The 15,370-nt window shown below is 63.6% G+C and carries 13 protein-coding genes and 1 riboswitch; of the genes, 8 read left to right on the forward strand and 5 right to left on the reverse strand.

What is annotated here, in order from left to right:
* The first annotated feature begins 2 nt into the window (after window positions 1–2).
* The 7 genes from MUY37_RS14145 to gcvPB all read left to right on the forward strand — a co-directional run bounded on the left by MUY37_RS14145 (window position 3) and on the right by gcvPB (window position 9,243).
* Window positions 3–1,043, forward strand: coding sequence for a homocysteine S-methyltransferase family protein (locus MUY37_RS14145; RefSeq protein ID WP_499196005.1), 1,041 nt, complete (start codon window positions 3–5; stop codon window positions 1,041–1,043).
* Entirely contained in the window at window positions 1,040–1,567 is a 528-nt protein-coding gene (locus MUY37_RS14150) for a GNAT family N-acetyltransferase (RefSeq protein ID WP_499196006.1), read from the forward strand. The genes MUY37_RS14145 and MUY37_RS14150 overlap by 4 nt, the downstream gene beginning before the upstream one ends.
* 4 nt (window positions 1,568–1,571) lie before the next feature.
* The gene (gene metH / locus MUY37_RS14155) at window positions 1,572–4,196 is read left to right on the forward strand and encodes a methionine synthase (RefSeq protein WP_499196007.1); all 2,625 of its coding nucleotides are present in this window, start codon (window positions 1,572–1,574) and stop codon (window positions 4,194–4,196) included.
* A gap of 214 nt (window positions 4,197–4,410) precedes the next feature.
* A riboswitch (glycine riboswitch) is annotated at window positions 4,411–4,507 on the forward strand.
* 154 nt (window positions 4,508–4,661) lie between these two features.
* Window positions 4,662–5,837: a glycine cleavage system aminomethyltransferase GcvT gene (gene gcvT / locus MUY37_RS14160; RefSeq protein ID WP_499196008.1), complete on the forward strand. Its 1,176-nt coding sequence runs from the start codon at window positions 4,662–4,664 to the stop codon at window positions 5,835–5,837.
* 3 nt (window positions 5,838–5,840) lie between these two features.
* The gene (gcvH, locus tag MUY37_RS14165; protein ID WP_499196009.1) at window positions 5,841–6,212 is read left to right on the forward strand and encodes a glycine cleavage system protein GcvH; all 372 of its coding nucleotides are present in this window, start codon (window positions 5,841–5,843) and stop codon (window positions 6,210–6,212) included.
* Window positions 6,213–6,307: 95 nt separating this feature from the next.
* The gene (gene gcvPA / locus MUY37_RS14170) at window positions 6,308–7,675 is read left to right on the forward strand and encodes an aminomethyl-transferring glycine dehydrogenase subunit GcvPA (RefSeq protein ID WP_499196010.1); all 1,368 of its coding nucleotides are present in this window, start codon (window positions 6,308–6,310) and stop codon (window positions 7,673–7,675) included.
* Window positions 7,672–9,243, forward strand: coding sequence for an aminomethyl-transferring glycine dehydrogenase subunit GcvPB (gene gcvPB / locus MUY37_RS14175; RefSeq protein ID WP_499196011.1), 1,572 nt, complete (start codon window positions 7,672–7,674; stop codon window positions 9,241–9,243). The genes gcvPA and gcvPB overlap by 4 nt, the downstream gene beginning before the upstream one ends.
* Window positions 9,244–9,353: 110 nt before the next feature.
* Here the strand turns inward: gcvPB and MUY37_RS14180 are convergent, their stop codons facing one another.
* Both MUY37_RS14180 and MUY37_RS14185 read right to left on the reverse strand, forming a co-directional pair.
* On the reverse strand, window positions 9,354–10,622 hold the full coding sequence (locus MUY37_RS14180; RefSeq protein ID WP_499196012.1) for a lipopolysaccharide biosynthesis protein: 1,269 nt from the start codon (window positions 10,620–10,622) through the stop codon (window positions 9,354–9,356).
* A 16-nt stretch (window positions 10,623–10,638) separates the two neighbouring features.
* Window positions 10,639–11,448: an NTP transferase domain-containing protein gene (locus MUY37_RS14185; protein WP_499196013.1), complete on the reverse strand. Its 810-nt coding sequence runs from the start codon at window positions 11,446–11,448 to the stop codon at window positions 10,639–10,641.
* Between MUY37_RS14185 and MUY37_RS14190 the strand changes: the two genes are divergently transcribed.
* On the forward strand, window positions 11,447–12,238 hold the full coding sequence (locus MUY37_RS14190; protein ID WP_499196014.1) for an Nmad3 family putative nucleotide modification protein: 792 nt from the start codon (window positions 11,447–11,449) through the stop codon (window positions 12,236–12,238). The genes MUY37_RS14185 and MUY37_RS14190 overlap by 2 nt on opposite strands.
* Here MUY37_RS14190 and mmsB read toward each other — a convergent pair.
* The 3 genes from mmsB to MUY37_RS14205 all read right to left on the reverse strand — a co-directional run bounded on the left by mmsB (window position 12,222) and on the right by MUY37_RS14205 (window position 15,300).
* Window positions 12,222–13,088, reverse strand: a complete 867-nt coding sequence (mmsB, locus tag MUY37_RS14195; protein WP_499196015.1) for a 3-hydroxyisobutyrate dehydrogenase — start codon at window positions 13,086–13,088, stop codon at window positions 12,222–12,224. The two genes, MUY37_RS14190 and mmsB, sit on opposite strands and share 17 nt — an antisense overlap.
* A 288-nt stretch (window positions 13,089–13,376) precedes the next feature.
* Window positions 13,377–14,159 (reverse strand): enoyl-CoA hydratase-related protein, encoded by a 783-nt coding sequence (locus MUY37_RS14200; RefSeq protein WP_499196016.1) that lies wholly within the window; start codon window positions 14,157–14,159, stop codon window positions 13,377–13,379.
* Window positions 14,160–14,250: 91 nt separating this feature from the next.
* On the reverse strand, window positions 14,251–15,300 hold the full coding sequence (locus MUY37_RS14205; protein WP_499196017.1) for an enoyl-CoA hydratase/isomerase family protein: 1,050 nt from the start codon (window positions 15,298–15,300) through the stop codon (window positions 14,251–14,253).
* Window positions 15,301–15,370 lie beyond the last annotated feature (70 nt).

Below are 15,370 nucleotides of genomic sequence, written 5' to 3' on the forward strand. Positions count from 1 at the left end.
CAATGTCCAAGCGCGAAGACTTCGTATCCGCTGCGAAGCGAGGCATCCTCATCAAGGACGGGCCTTACGGGACCGAGATCCAACGTGCGAAACTTTCGCCCGAGGATTATTCCGCCGGCACCTCGCTGGAGCAGGACCAGAAGGGCAATAACGATCTCGTCAATCTGACCCAGCCGCAGGTGATCCGCAAAATCTGCGACAGCTATATCGATGCCGGGGCGCATATTCTGGCAACCAACACCTTCAACGCCAACCGGATCAGCCAGGCAGATTACGGCGCCGAGGGGCTGGTCCATGAAATCAACGTCGCGGCTGCGCGCATCATTCGCGAAGCGGTCGATGCGCGCACCGATGGAGTGCCGCGCTTCGTCGCCGGGGCCGTGGGGCCGACCAACAAGACGCTGTCGCTTTCGCCCGATGTCGAGGATCCGGGTTTTCGCGAGGTGAGTTTCGACGAGATCGTGGAGGTCTATGTCGAACAGGGCCGCGCATTGGTGGAAGGCGGGGCCGATTTCATCCTGATCGAAACCGTGTTCGACACACTCAATTGCAAGGCGGCGATCATGGCGGTCAGGCAGCTCGAGCGCGAGCTCGGCCGCGACATCCCAGTCATGATCTCGCTCACCCTGACCGACCTTTCGGGACGCAACCTGTCGGGCCACACCGTGGAGGCCTTCTGGCATACGGTGCGCCATGCGAAACCGCTGACGATCGGGCTCAATTGCAGCTTCGGTGCGGAGCAACTCGGGCCGCATGTGCAGCTTTTGTCCGACATCGCGGATACCTGGCTGATGGCCTATCCCAATGCGGGATTGCCGAACGATCTCGGCGAATATGACGAGGTGCCGGAAACCACCGCCGCGCTGACGAAAGTCTGGGCGCAGAATGGCCGTGTGAATGTTCTGGGCGGATGCTGCGGCTCGACGCCCGCTCATATCGCGGCCATGGCCAAGGCCGTCGAAGGTCTCTCTCCGCGCGTGCTGCCAAAGGTCCCTCCCGACATGCATCTTGCCGGCCTCGAACCTTTTGCACTTGCCGCATGACGGCGTACGATCCGACGAAGGCGGTGATCCGCGAAGCCTGTGCCGACGACGTCGGCAGGTTGTCGCTGGTCGCCGATGCCACTTTTCTCGAAACCTTCGCAGGGATGATCTGCGGCGACGCGCTGGTGGCGCATTGCGAACGGGCACATGATCCCGGTTTTCTGCGCGACCTTCTGGCCGCGGGCGCGCGGGCATGGCTGGCGGAAATCGACCGCGCGCCGATAGGTTACGCCCTGCTTACCGAGCCCGAACTCGAAGCCGCGCACGACGGCGATATCGAACTCAAGAAGATCTACCTCCTGTCCCGCTTCCATGGCAGCGGGATCGCCCGCCGGCTGTTCGATGCGGCGCTGGCCGGGGCGGCGGGCCGAAAACGTCTGCTGCTCGGGGTGAAGAACGACAATCATCGCGCGATCGCCTTTTATACCAAACAGGGTTTCCGGCAGATCGCCACGCGCCGTTTCGATGTCGGCGGAACCCTTTATGACGATGTCGTGCTGGCGCGCGCCATCGAGCGGATCTGACACCATGAACGATCTCTCCACTGCCCGTTTCGTCAATATTGGGGAACGCACCAATGTCACCGGCTCCGCCCGGTTCAAGAAGCTCATCATGGCGGACGATTACGAAACCGCCGTGGAAGTCGCGCGCGATCAGGTCGAAAACGGCGCGCAGATAATCGACGTCAATATGGACGAAGGCCTGCTCGACGCCGAAAAGGCGATGACGACCTTCCTCAAGCTGATCGCCGCCGAACCCGACATCGCGCGCGTGCCGGTGATGATCGACAGTTCCAAGTGGGACGTGATCGAAGCCGGGCTGAAATGCGTGTCCGGCAAGCCGATCGTCAATTCGATCAGCATGAAAGAGGGCGAGGAGGAGTTCCTTGCCCATGCGCGGCTGTGCATGGATTATGGCGCGGCGGCCGTTGTCATGGCTTTCGACGAGAGCGGGCAGGCCGACACCAAGGCGCGCAAGGTCGAAATCTGCACCCGCGCTTACGAGCTGCTGACAGGCATCGGCTTCCCACCCGAGGACATTATTTTCGACCCCAATATCTTCGCCGTGGCGACGGGGATCGAGGAGCATGACCGCTACGGCCTCGACTTCATCGAGGCGGTGCGCGAGATCAAGACGGCCTGTCCGCATGCCAAGACGTCGGGCGGCCTGTCCAACCTCTCCTTCAGCTTTCGCGGCAACGAGACCGTGCGCCGCGCGATGCATTCGGTGTTTCTCTATCACGCGATTCCCGCCGGGCTCGACATGGCGATCGTCAATGCCGGGCAGCTCGATGTCTACGACCAGATCGACCCGCAACTGCGCGAAGCCTGCGAGGATGTGATCCTGATGCGGCGCGCGGACGCGACCGAGCGGCTGATCGAGCTTGCCGAAAGCTACAAGGGCAAGAGCGCTGCGGACGAGAAGGCGGCGGAAGAGTGGCGCGGCTGGGACGTCAAGCGCCGACTGGAACATGCGCTGGTCAAGGGCATCGATGCCCATGTCGTGGCCGATACCGAAGAGGCGCGCGAATTGGTGGCAGCCTCCGGCGGGCGTCCGATCGAAGTCATCGAAGGTCCGCTGATGGACGGGATGAACGTGGTCGGCGACCTGTTCGGTTCGGGCAAGATGTTTCTGCCGCAGGTGGTGAAGTCGGCCCGCGTGATGAAGAAGGCTGTCGCGCATCTGATCCCCTTCATCGAGGCGGAGAAAGAAGCATCGGGCCTCGCCGACCAGTCCAAGGGCAAGATCGTCATGGCCACGGTCAAGGGCGACGTTCACGACATCGGCAAGAACATCGTCGGTGTGGTCCTCCAATGCAATGGGTACGAGGTGATCGACCTCGGGGTGATGGCGCCCTGGCAGAACATCCTTGCCGCCGCGAACGAGAACGGGGCCGACATGATCGGGCTTTCCGGCCTCATCACCCCCTCGCTCGACGAGATGGTGACGGTTGCGGAAGAGATGCAGCGCGCCGAAATGACCATGCCTTTGCTGATCGGAGGGGCGACCACCAGCAAGGTCCACACCGCGCTGCGCATCGAACCGGCCTACGAAGGGCCGGTGATCCACGTGCTCGACGCGAGCCGCGCGGTGGGGGTTGCCAGTCGCCTCCTTTCCGACACGCAGCGCGACGAATTCGTCGAAACGACCGCGGCGGAATACGAAAAGGTGCGCGCCGCGCGTGAAGGCAAGGGGCAGAGCGTGCTCCTGAGCCTCGAGGAAGCGCGGGCGAATTTCTTCGATGCCTATCTCAGCGACAAGGCCGCGCCCCCGCTCAAGCCCGGTGTCCATGCCTTCGATGACTGGGACCTCGCCGAGCTGCGCGATTATATCGACTGGACTCCGTTCTTCCGCGCATGGGAACTGCACGGCAATTATCCCGCCATCCTGACCGACGATGTCGTGGGCGAGACCGCACGGCAATTGTTCGACGATGCCAACGCCATGCTCGACCGGATCGTTGCGGAGAAATGGCTGGTAGCCAAGGGGGTGGCAGGATTCTGGCCCTGCGCGCGCGACGGAGACGATGTGACCATTCACCGCGTCCGGCGCGAAGAGCATGTCGTCCTTCCCTTCCTGCGCCAGCAGGTGAAGAAATCGCGCGACCGGGCGAATATGTGCCTTGCCGATTTCATCGACCCGGCCGGCGACTGGATCGGCGGCTTTGCGGTCGGCATCCACGGGATCGAAGACCATTCGAAGCGCTTCATCGCCGATAAGGATGATTATTCGGACATCCTCCTGAAGGCGCTGGCCGATCGCTTCGCCGAAGCCTTCGCCGAGCGGCTGCACCAGCATGTCCGCACCGATCTGTGGGGCTATGCTCCGCAGGAACAGCTTACCAACGAGGCGCTGATCAAGGAGCAGTATCGCGGGATTCGTCCGGCGCCGGGCTATCCCGCCTGCCCCGATCACAGCCTCAAGCCGATCCTGTTCGACCTGCTCGATGCCGAAGCGAACACCGGCATCACGCTGACCGAAAATTTCGCCATGTATCCCACGGCGGCGGTCAGCGGGTTCTATTTCGGCCATCCCGAAGCGGAGTATTTCGGGGTGGCGCGGATCGGGCGCGACCAGTTGGAAGACTATGCGCGGCGACGCGGCGTGGACATGGCGACGGCGGAAAGATGGCTCAGGCCCAATCTCGACTGACGAACGGCGCTTTGCGCCCATATTCGGCCCAGGCTCAGATCGAAGCATAGCGTCCTGGGCCGACGCGCGGGATGGCGGGAGAGCAATGGCCCGGATTATCGTGTCGGACTGCCATTTGCTGTGCTGCGAACCGCGTGCGATCTCAACTCGCGATTGACCGCAGGCGTACAATCGCGCAGGGCATACCGCGTCGGCTGTGGGAGCGATTCTGCGGCGGGCACGCACGGGAGAGATCGGGTGGCAGCGGCCATCCGGCGCCGAAGGAGCAACCGCCCCGGAAACTCTCAGGCTACACGGACCGTGCGGGCCATCGACACTCTGGAAAGCGTCCGGCGTTCGCCGGGCCACCGAAGGGGTAAGCGTGCTCATCTGCGCGTCAGTCTCTCAGGTTTCCCGACAGAGGGGGCATGGGTTTTATGTGCGCGCACCTGCACGGGGCGCACCCATGCTTGCGAGGGACGGGACTTGAGCGACGATACCGAAGACCAGATTGCCGACACCGAAACGCTGCCGCTGGATGCCTGGCATCGCCGCAAGGGCGCGCGCATGGTGCCCTTCGCGGGCTATCACATGCCGATCCAGTTCGAAGGTATCGTGGCCGAACACAATTGGACCCGGCAGCAGGCGGGTCTGTTCGACGTCAGCCATATGGGCCAGTTGCTGGTCAGCGGAGAAAAGGCCGCCGAAGAGCTGGAAAAGTTGCTGCCCGGCGCGATCGCCTCGCTGAAGCCCGGCAAGGTGCGTTACTCGCTGCTGATCGATGAAGAAGGCGGCATCCTCGATGATCTGATGGTGACCAACGCGACCCCCTGGATCGAAGGCGACGAAGAGGAAGGCACCGAAGGGCATTGGGGCGAACCGGCCTATTACCTCGTGGTCAATGGCGCGACCAAATGGGACGATATCGCCCATTTGCGCGAACATCTCGATGACGATGTTACGCTCACCCACATGGACGACCATGCGCTGATCGCGGTGCAGGGGCCGAATGCGGCGACCGCGCTGAACCGGGTGATGCGCAATGTCATCGACGACATGGTCTTCATGGAAAGCGTGGTTCACGATTTCGGCGAATGGCCGCTGCGTATCACGCGTTCGGGCTATACCGGCGAGGACGGTTTCGAAATCTCGGTCCCTGCCGAATTCGCCGAGAGCCTTGCCGACCGTCTCTGCGCCGAAATCGAGGTGCGCCCGATCGGCCTGGGCGCGCGCGACAGCCTGCGCCTCGAAGCGGGCCTGCCGCTCTACGGCCATGACATCACCACCGAAACCGATCCTGTGTCGGCCGATCTTGGCTTTGCGCTGACCAAGCGCCGCCGCGAGGAAGGCGGCTGGATGGGGCATGAGGCGGTGATGAAAGTGCTCGATCGCGGCCCGGTGCAGAAACGCGTCGGTCTCGCCATCGAAGGCCGTATGCCCGCGCGCGAAGGCGCATCGATCTATTCCGGCGATACGCAGGTAGGCCGCGTGACCAGCGGCGGCTTCTCGCCCACGCTCGAACGGCCCATCGCCATGGGCTATGTCGACACTGCGCACGCCGAGGAGGGAACCGAACTCGAAGTCGAGGTTCGTAACAAAAGATTACCGGCGAAGGTGGCCAAGCTTCCTTTCGTCCCCCACCGCTATCACAGAGGAAAGTGAGAGATGGCCCGATACTTCACCGACGAACATGAGTGGATCGATGTCGAGGGCGACACGGCCACCGTGGGCATTACCGATTATGCGCAGGGACAGTTGGGCGATATCGTCTTCGTCGAACTGCCGGGTTCGGGCACCACGCTCAGCAAGGGTGGCGATGCGGCGGTTGTCGAGAGCGTCAAGGCGGCAAGCGACGTCTACGCTCCGATCGATGGCGAAGTCACGGAAGCCAACGAGGCGCTGGAAGACGATCCGGCATTGGTCAACACCGCGCCGGAAAGCGATGGCTGGTTTTTCCGCATGACCATTGGCGACAAGTCGCAGCTCGAAGGGCTGATGGACGAGGGCGCCTATAAGAGCTTCTGCGACGGGCTCTAACATTCGTCATCCCAGCGAAAGCTGGGATCGCTGTCCGCCTGGTCGGACTTCGCTGCACCAGATCCCAGCTTTCGCTGGGATGACGGGATTCTAAAATGCGCTACCTACCCCTGACCGATATCGACCGTTCGGACATGCTCGAGAAAGTCGGCGCGCCCGACATCGATGCGCTGTTTTCGGACGTGCCCGAGGAAGCGCGGCTTTCCGGCCCGATCGAGGGCCTGCCGATGCATGCCAGCGAGATGGCTGTCGAAAAACATATGCGACGGCTGTCGAAGAAGAACCTCGCGGCTTCCGATGCGGCGTTTTTCCTGGGGGCAGGGGCTTACAAGCATCACATCCCGGCCAGCGTCGATCACATCATCCAGCGCGGCGAGTTCCTGACCGCCTACACGCCCTACCAGCCGGAAATCGCGCAGGGCACGCTGCAGATGCTGTTCGAGTTTCAGACGCAGGTCGCGCGGCTTTATGGCTGCGCGGTGGCCAATGCTTCGATGTACGATGGCTCGACCGCCTGCTGGGAAGCGGTGGCGATGGCCGGACGCGTGGCCCGCGGCAAGAAACGCAAGGTCGTGCTCTCCGGCGCGCTTCATCCGCACTATGCCGAAGTTGTGCGCACCATGGCGAAGTTTACCGAGGACGAGATCGCCGATGCCCCGCCGAGCCTGGCGGCGAAGCCCGATGACGACGGTCTGATCGCCCGGATCGACGAGAACACGAGCTGCGTCGTGGTGCAGTATCCCGACATTCTTGGCCGCTTGCCGGACCTCGCCAAAATCGCCGAGGCGGCGCATGAAAAAGGCGCGTTGCTCATCGCGGTCAATACCGAACCCGTCGCCCTGGGCGTGGTCAAGTCGCCGGGCGAACTCGGCGCGGATATCGTTGTTGGCGAAGGTCAGTCTATCGGCGTCGGCCTCCAGTTCGGCGGCCCCTATCTCGGCCTCTTCGCGGTGCGCGACCCAAAACACGTTCGCATGATGCCCGGGCGGCTGTGCGGCGAGACGGTGGACGCGGAAGGCAAGCGCGGTTTCGTGCTCACACTTTCGACCCGCGAGCAGCACATCCGCCGCGAGAAGGCGACCAGCAATATCTGCACCAATTCGGGCCTCTGCGCGCTCGCCTTCAGTGTTCACATGACTCTGCTGGGCGAAAAGGGCCTGCGCCAGATGGCAATGGAAAACCATCGTCTCGCCTGCCTTGCCGCCGACAGACTGGCCAGGGTGCCCGGCGTGACGTTGCTCAACGACAGTTTCTTCAACGAATTCACCATCAGGCTCGGCACGGATGCCCGCAAGATCGTGCGCGCGCTGGCCGATAAGGGTGTGCTGGCGGGCGTCTCGCTCGGTCGGCTCTTCCCCGACAATCCCGAACTCGCCGACGGCCTGCTCGTCGCGGTGACCGAGACCACGAGCGAAGACGATATCGAAACGCTCGCCTCCGCTCTTGAAGGAGAACTGGCATGAACGCGCCCAACGCCTCCGGCTGGAAGCCCGGCACCCCGGTCGAAGGGCACAATGCGATGAGCGGTCCTGACACCGCCACCGGCAACCGCGCGCTGATGCTCGAAGAACCGCTGATCTTCGAGATCGGTCATGCTGAAACGACCGGCGTAGACCTGCCCGAACCGCAGGGCGGCGCGAACCGCCTCGGCGGGTTCGACCGGGCCGAGACCATCGGCTTGCCCGGCCTCTCCGAACCCGAAACGGTACGGCATTACACGCGCCTCAGCCGCCAGAACTATGCCATCGACCTTGGCCTCTTCCCGCTCGGCTCGTGCACGATGAAGCACAATCCGCGCCTCAACGAGAAAGTCGCGCGCATGCCCGGCTTTGCCGATGTCCATCCCTTGCAGCCGGTCGACACGGTGCGCGGTGCGCTCGAAGTCATCAACGAGCTGGCCCGCTGGCTGATCGACCTCACCGGCATGCACGGCGTTGCGATGAGCCCCAAGGCGGGCGCGCATGGCGAGCTGTGCGGCATCCTGTGCATCCGTGCTGCTCTCGAGGCGCGTGGCGATGCGCGCGAGGTCATTCTTGTGCCCGAAAGCGCGCATGGCACCAATCCGGCCACCGCCGCTTTTGCAGGCTACAAGGTCGAGGACATCCCGGCGACGCCCGCGGGCCGGGTGGATCTGGAAGCATTGAAGGCGCGGCTCGGCCCCGATGTTGCCGGGGTGATGATCACCAATCCCAACACGTGCGGCCTGTTCGAGCCCGACATGAAGGCGATCTCCGATGCGGTCCACGAAGCGGGTGGCTTCGTCTATTGCGACGGGGCGAATTTCAACGCCATCGTCGGCAAGGTGCGCCCGGGCGATCTCGGCGTCGATGCCATGCACATCAACCTGCACAAGACCTTCTCCACCCCGCATGGTGGCGGTGGGCCGGGTTCCGGCCCGGTGGTGCTGTCAGAGGCGCTCGCGCCCTACGGACCCCTGCCATTCACGGCGCGTGACGGCGACGGCGTGGTTCATCTCGTCGAGGAAGAGAACGCGGCCGAGTTCGAGCATACCAAGGCGTTCGGCCGCATGACCGCCTTTCACGGACAGATGGGCATGTTCACCCGCGCACTGGCCTATATGCTCAGCCACGGCGCCGACGGGCTGAAGCAGGTTGCCGAGGACGCGGTGCTCAATGCAAATTACGTGCTGCGCAGCCTGGAAGATGTGCTCGACGCGCCCTTTGGCCATAGCGGGCCGTGCATGCACGAGGCGTTGTTCAGCGACAAAGGCTTCGCCGAAGGCCTCTCCACACTCGATCTCGCCAAGGCGCTGATCGACGAGGGCTATCACCCGATGACCATGTACTTCCCGCTGGTGGTGCATGGCGCGATGCTGGTCGAGCCGACGGAGACCGAGAGCAAGGCGGCGCTCGACCAGTTCATCATGGCCCTGCGCAGCGTTGCCGAACGGGTCAAGTCGGGGGATGAAAGCCTCAAGACCGCGCCGCATTATGCGCCGCGGCGCCGCCTCGACGAAACGCAGGCGGCGAGAAAGCCGATCCTGGCCTGGAACGATCCCGACATGGTCTGACGCGAGGGGGCGCGCGGCTGGCGCCCCCTGTCTGCCGCGTTGGGCCAGCAAGGCAGGATCGGTTTGTCCGATCGCCGCAACCCGGGCCGCAACCCGTCCTCGGCCATCCCCTAGGCTTTCGGCGGGAGATCGGCCTTCGGTTTGACGGTGATGGTGATCTGCGAAAGCGAGATGATCGCCACCCAGAAGCCGATCACCGACAGGGCGGAGGAGCCGAGCACGGTGAAGGCTGCACCCTTGGTTCCGTTCCAGCCCATGGCCACATCGAGCAGCGCCAGCCCGATAAGCGTGGGAACCGCACGGATGAAGAATGCCGTCCCCGCCCGGCCCGCGCTGACCAGAAGCGATTCCAGGCTTGCCCCGACCAGTTCGATCGCCCCGGCAATGGCGAGGATGACCATCGTCCAGAATACGCGGAATTCCGGCCCGGCGATCAGAGCCAGGGCGGTCCGGCCGAAGAACAGCGTTACCAGAACCGCGAGCACCCCGGCGATCAGGGCGATGTTCGCCATACGCCGGGCCATGTCGTGCGCGTTATCCTGGGCGTGAACCAGCTCCGGGTAGATGGCCTTCGATACGGTTTGCGCCAGGCTGACGAGCGCCTGTCCCAACTGGCTGGCGACACGGAAGCCGCCCGCGGCCGTTTCGCCGCCTATGGCGCCGACCAGCAGGATCAGGACCTGCTTCGATCCGACGTTGAGACTGCCCGACATATTGGTCGACCAGACAAACCGCCAGGCGCCGGGATGCGCGCGCGGAATGCGGGTGAAGCTGATACGCGACAGGTCGATCTTTTCCTGTTTCGAAGCCGCGATCCACAGCGCCGTCGCCACCGCGATTTCTGCCGCCGCCCAGGCCAGAACGAAGCCCGTGACCGTGGGCATGGCCACCGCCGCGATTCCGGCACCGGCTGCGCGCACAATCGGCTGAACCGATTCCGCCGCCGTAGCCCTTGCATAGGCAAAGCGCAGGCGCAGCAGCCCCGTGGGCGTGGTTCGGATCGACAACAGGGCGACCACGCAATAGCCGAATGCGACCGGAAGCAATTCCGCAGGCAGGGGCAGCCATAATGGGGCGCTCCAGACCAGCGCAGCCGCCAGCACCAGGCCAAGCGCGACCGACAGCATATCGAGCGCGATCGCGAAGCCGGTTGCATCGCCGGGGCCGTCTTCGCCGACGCCCCAGCGCACCACGAATTGCCAGGTCTGGAAATTGGCGAGCCCGGTCACCGTCTGGCCGAGCGCCAGAATGATGGCGAAATAGCCGAAATGATCGAGGCCCAGCGTCCGTGTGGCCAAGGCGAGATAGACGATGCTCAGCACGGCATTGACACCGCGCCCCGTCAGGAGCCAGCCGATATTGCGGATCAGACGGTGCATCGGTCCGGTGTGGGTATCAGGCAGTCGCCAGCCGCTTGACGAGCAGCTTTTCCGTCACTTCGAAGGTGCGTTCGTTATCGACGTCGATCGCACAGTAACCGTGGTTCATCACCAGCGGCTTGAGTTCGAATCCGAACCGGCGCGAGACTTGGGCGAACAGCTTTTCCTTCGTGCCCCAGCCGAGGAAGAAACGGATCAGATTGACCACGCCGAAAGCCTTGGCGATGCGGCCGGGAAATTTCACGAACTGGCCGCCGCCCCGCATGATCTCCGCGGCGGAAAGCGCCTTGGCATTGCCGATCCAGTAGGCGTTGCAGTTCGAATACCCGCCATCGGAGAATTCATAGAACTTGGCCTGTCCCTGCGGATCGGCCGCGATCACGTCTTCCTTGCGCGCCAATGCGGCGGCCGCACCGGCGCCGCTGGCGCTCGCCTTGTCGGCGAACTCGGTAAAATCCTCGGGCAGCCACAGGCAATTGTCGGCCGTGGTGATGAGGATCGGATAGCTTGCGCCCTCGGCTCCGGCGAAAACGCTGTCGACGAGGTTGAAGGCACCCGGCTTGAATACCAGACGGCCTTCATCGACCAGCTTGGCGATCGAGGGAATCGCTGCGATTTCGTCCGGCTCGTGCGCGACCACGCGGATTTCGCCGATGCGCGGGCTGGCCGCGACGTTCATCACCACGCGCTCGATCATTGGCATGCCGCCGACCGGAACCACGCATTTCTGGGCCACGCCGGCACGCTCGGCAAGCGGATCGAGCACACCCGAACGCTTTCCCGCCATGATGAGTGCGGTGACCTTGCCCTTGTTCTCGTCAGTCATGGCCGGGCAGATAGGCCCGAATCGCGCGGTTGTCACGGTCTGGCAGTTGCGGCACGAGGCGCCGATGCGGATCATCTTTTCTCGCAAGGGCTTCGACAGCGCGGCGGGCGGCGGGCCTTCGCCGATCGTCGCTGGCCGTCCGGTGAGCCTGCCGATCCCGGCAGGGGCTGCCTCGCGCACCACTTATGGCGATCTGGGACTGGGCGCATATGCCGCGACGGCCAGCCGCGGGCGCCTGGGCGCGGAGGATTTGTGCCACCACGATCCGATGTTCCTTGCGGACGGCACCTGCCTGTTCGGCCAGTGCGGTGCGGCGCAGACGCATCTGGCCAATCAGGGCGTCGGGATAGGCGATGTGTTCCTGTTCTTCGGCCTGTTCCGCGAGGAAGGCGGTGAGCCGCATCACCGCATATTCGGCTATCTCGAAGTCGAGGAGATTGCCGTGCTCGGCGACGGTGTGCCCGGCCATCTGGTGGAGCATGGCCACCCGCATGCCCTCGCGCTGCACGCTGCCAATGATGTCATCTATGCCGGATCCGGCGAGGAGGCGCACCATGCCAGTGATGGATTGCGACTGACCGTGGCAGGCGGTCCGCCGTCGCTGTGGAACCGCCCCGGCTGGCTGAAACGGGGTGGGCTCAGCTATCACGACCGCGCCGACCGCTGGCTGCGCGGCGGACGCCTCAGAAGTGTCGCGCGCGGGCAGGAATTCGTCGCCGATGTCGGGCGCCGCAAGACCCCGCGCGAATGGCTCGCGCGGGTGCTGGCAGAGATCAGAGCGTCTCGATGATCGCCGAAAAATCGAGCCCGGCGTTTTCCTCGGCAAACCGTTCGTAGAGCTCCTTGGCATGGCGCCCGAGCGGAGTGGAGGCATTGGCGGTTTCTGCCGCTTCCATCGCCAGGCGCAAATCCTTGAGCATCAGCCCGGTGGCGAAGCCGCCCTGGTAATCCTTGTCCGCCGGGCTTTCGACGCCGATGCCGGGCATGGGCGTGTAGGCGTTCAAGGACCAGCAATAGCCCGAGGACTGGCTGGAGATTTCGTAGAATTTCTGCGGGTCGAGGCCCAGTTTCTCGGCCATCTTCATGGCCTCGGCAGTGCCGATCATGCTGATGGCGAGCAGCATGTTGTTGCAGATCTTGGCGGTCTGGCCCGCACCGGCATCGCCTGCATGGATCACCGCCTTGCCCATCGCTTTGAGCACCACCTCGGCGCGAGAGAAGGCTTTTTCGGTGCCGCCGACCATAAAGGTGAGCGTGCCGCCATTGGCCGCCGCGATCCCGCCCGACACCGGAGCATCCACCATGTCGTATCCGGCTGCTTCGGCAGCAGCGATAACCTCTTTCGCGGTTGCCACGTCGATCGTCGAGCAATCGAGCAACACCGCGCCAGCGGGCGCCTTGCCGATCACGCTGCCTTCATAGACCGATTTCACGATCGCGCCATTGGGCAGCATGGTGACCACACCGTCGACACCCTGCACGGCTTCGGACGCATCGGTGAAAGTCGCGCAGCCATTGGACTTGGCGGTGGCGAGCGCCTCTTCTGACAGGTCGAAGGCGTTTACCGCGTGTCCCGCCTTCACGAGGTTCGCGGCCATCCCGCCGCCCATATTGCCGAGGCCGATAAAGGCGATTTTCATTCTCGTTTCCTCTCGCAAACTGTTTATCCGCGCTGCTGTAGGTGACACAAGGTTACACCGGTGTCCGCCAAATCCAACAGCTCAAACCACTGAATTCAAGTATCATTTCCTGCCCAGGGTGACAGGTTGGGCCGATTTGGGCGGGGGGCTGTTCCTCCCATACGCCCCTTAACCCAAGTAGGGCAGGTGCACCGCGAAGCTAGCAGGGGTGGCGCGCTGTAGGAAAGGTCGGACGCCGGATTGCTTCGTCGCTATGCGCCTCGCAATGACGAGGGGAACGGAGTGGGATTACCGCCCCTTCCACTTGCCCTCGCGCTTTTCGACGAAAGCAGCCATGCCTTCGGCCTTGTCCTCGCTCGCGGCAAGGATCTGGAAGATGCGGCGTTCGACGATCAGACCTTGATCCAGGCTGGTTTCGAAGGCGGCGTTGACCATTTCCTTGTTTGCGATCGCGGCCATGGGCGGCATTGCGGCGATCTGCGCTGCGGTCTTCATGGCTTCGTCGAGAAGCTGCTCATGCGGGACGACCCGCGCGACCAGATTGCTGCGCTCGGCTTCCTCGGCGTCCATCATGCGGCCCGTCAGGCACATTTCCATAGCCTTGGACTTGCCCACCGCCTTGGTCAGCCGCTGCGATCCGCCCATGCCGGGGGCCACGCCCAGCTTGATTTCGGGCTGGCCGAATTTTGCGTTCTCGCTCGCGATGATGAAATCGGCCATCATCGCCAGCTCGCACCCACCGCCCAGCGCAAAGCCATTGACCGCCGCGATCCACGGCTTGCGGGTCTTCTTCACGATCTCGCTGGTCCAGGGGGCGAAGAAGTCGTCGAGATAGAAATCCGCTGCCGCCTTCTCGCTCATTTCCTTGATGTCGGCGCCGGCGGCAAAGGCCTTGTCGCCCGACCCGGTCAGCACCGCGCATAGCTGGCTGCTATCCGCCTGATAGGCGGCGAAGGCGTGGATCAGTTCGTCGAGCACCGTGCTGTTGAGCGCATTCAGTGCCTTGGGACGGTTGAGGGTAATCAGCGTAACCGCGTCACGCTGTTCGACGGTGATGGTTTCGTAAGTCATTCAATTCTCCGTCATCCCAGCGAAAGCTGGGATCGTTTTCGGTCGTGTCCGACTAGGCGGACAGCGATCCCAGCTTTCGCTGGGATGACGCTTACTTCAACGGCGTCCATTCCTCGCCATCGGGAAGCGGCGCGAAGATGCTGTCGATCAGCTCCTCGCTGACCTCTTCTGCCGTCGCGGGGTTCCATTTCGGGTCATGCGTCTTGTCGACGATCACCGCGCGCACGCCTTCGGCGAAATCGGGGCGGGTCAGCACACGGCTCGCAATGCGGTATTCCATGCGCATATTGTCGGCGAAATTGGCCAGCTTTTCGCTCTCGGCAAGCTGGCGCAGCGCGACCTTGCAGGTCTGCGGGCTCTTGGTGCGCAGGGTGGCGAGTTCCTTCGCCGCCCATTCGCTGTCATCGGCCTCGAGGCTGGCGAGGATATCCTCGTAGCGATCGGAGGCGAAATGCTTGTTGATCCGGTCGCAATTCTCCTCGACCCGCGCCTTGGGCGGGGTGACGGACAATTCAGACAGGATGCCCCCAATCCGATCGGGGTTTTCGGCGATGCGCGCCTTGGCCTCTGCGAGCTTGTCGGCTGGCAGGTAATGCGTGGCGATCCCGGCAAAATGGCATTCCGCCCCGTCCAGCCGCGCGCCTGTCAACGCGAGGAACTGGCCCAGCCGTCCGCCAAGCCGCGCAAGATGCCAGCCACCGCCGACATCGGGAAACAGGCCGATGCCCGATTCCGGCATGGCGAAACGCGTGTTCTCGGTCGCGACGCGGTATTTGCAGGGCAGGGCAATGCCCACGCCGCCGCCCATTGTGATGCCGTCCATGAAGGCAACGATGGGCTTGGCATATTCGAACATCTGGTGGTTGAGCTGATATTCGTCGTGGAAGAAGGCGCGTCCGCTTGCCCCGTCATCGTTCAGCGCGGAATGGCGCAGCAGGTTGATGTCCCCGCCGGCGCAGAAGCCCCGGCCTTCGGCATGGTCGAGGATCACGGCCTCGATCGCATCGTTGCCGGTCCAGTCGGCCAGCGCCGCGCTCATCGCGTGGCACATGTCGAGCGTCAGCGCATGCAGCGCCTTGGGCCGGTTGAGCGAGATATGGCCGGTGCGGCCATGCGAGTGGATGTTCACTTCGTCAGACAAATCAACCTCCGTTCGTGTCGAGCGAAGTCGAGACACGTTGGCGCGAACGGTTCTCGACTTCGCTCGAACC

Origin of the sequence: Qipengyuania sp. ABI-127-1 (assembly GCA_022953095.1) — a bacterium.
GTDB lineage: Bacteria > Pseudomonadota > Alphaproteobacteria > Sphingomonadales > Sphingomonadaceae > Qipengyuania.

Coding starts and splice junctions, on each gene's coding strand:
- gcvH (WP_499196009.1), top strand. CDS start 5,841: ATGGCCCGATACTTCACCGACGAACATGAGTGGATCGATGTCGAGGGC.
- gcvPB (WP_499196011.1), top strand. CDS start 7,672: ATGAACGCGCCCAACGCCTCCGGCTGGAAGCCCGGCACCCCGGTCGAA.
- MUY37_RS14200 (WP_499196016.1), bottom strand. CDS start 14,159: ATGACTTACGAAACCATCACCGTCGAACAGCGTGACGCGGTTACGCTG.
- MUY37_RS14190 (WP_499196014.1), top strand. CDS start 11,447: ATGGCCGGGCAGATAGGCCCGAATCGCGCGGTTGTCACGGTCTGGCAG.
- metH (WP_499196007.1), top strand. CDS start 1,572: ATGAACGATCTCTCCACTGCCCGTTTCGTCAATATTGGGGAACGCACC.
- gcvPA (WP_499196010.1), top strand. CDS start 6,308: ATGCGCTACCTACCCCTGACCGATATCGACCGTTCGGACATGCTCGAG.
- MUY37_RS14185 (WP_499196013.1), bottom strand. CDS start 11,448: ATGACTGACGAGAACAAGGGCAAGGTCACCGCACTCATCATGGCGGGA.
- mmsB (WP_499196015.1), bottom strand. CDS start 13,088: ATGAAAATCGCCTTTATCGGCCTCGGCAATATGGGCGGCGGGATGGCC.
- MUY37_RS14180 (WP_499196012.1), bottom strand. CDS start 10,622: ATGCACCGTCTGATCCGCAATATCGGCTGGCTCCTGACGGGGCGCGGT.
- MUY37_RS14150 (WP_499196006.1), top strand. CDS start 1,040: ATGACGGCGTACGATCCGACGAAGGCGGTGATCCGCGAAGCCTGTGCC.
- MUY37_RS14145 (WP_499196005.1), top strand. CDS start 3: ATGTCCAAGCGCGAAGACTTCGTATCCGCTGCGAAGCGAGGCATCCTC.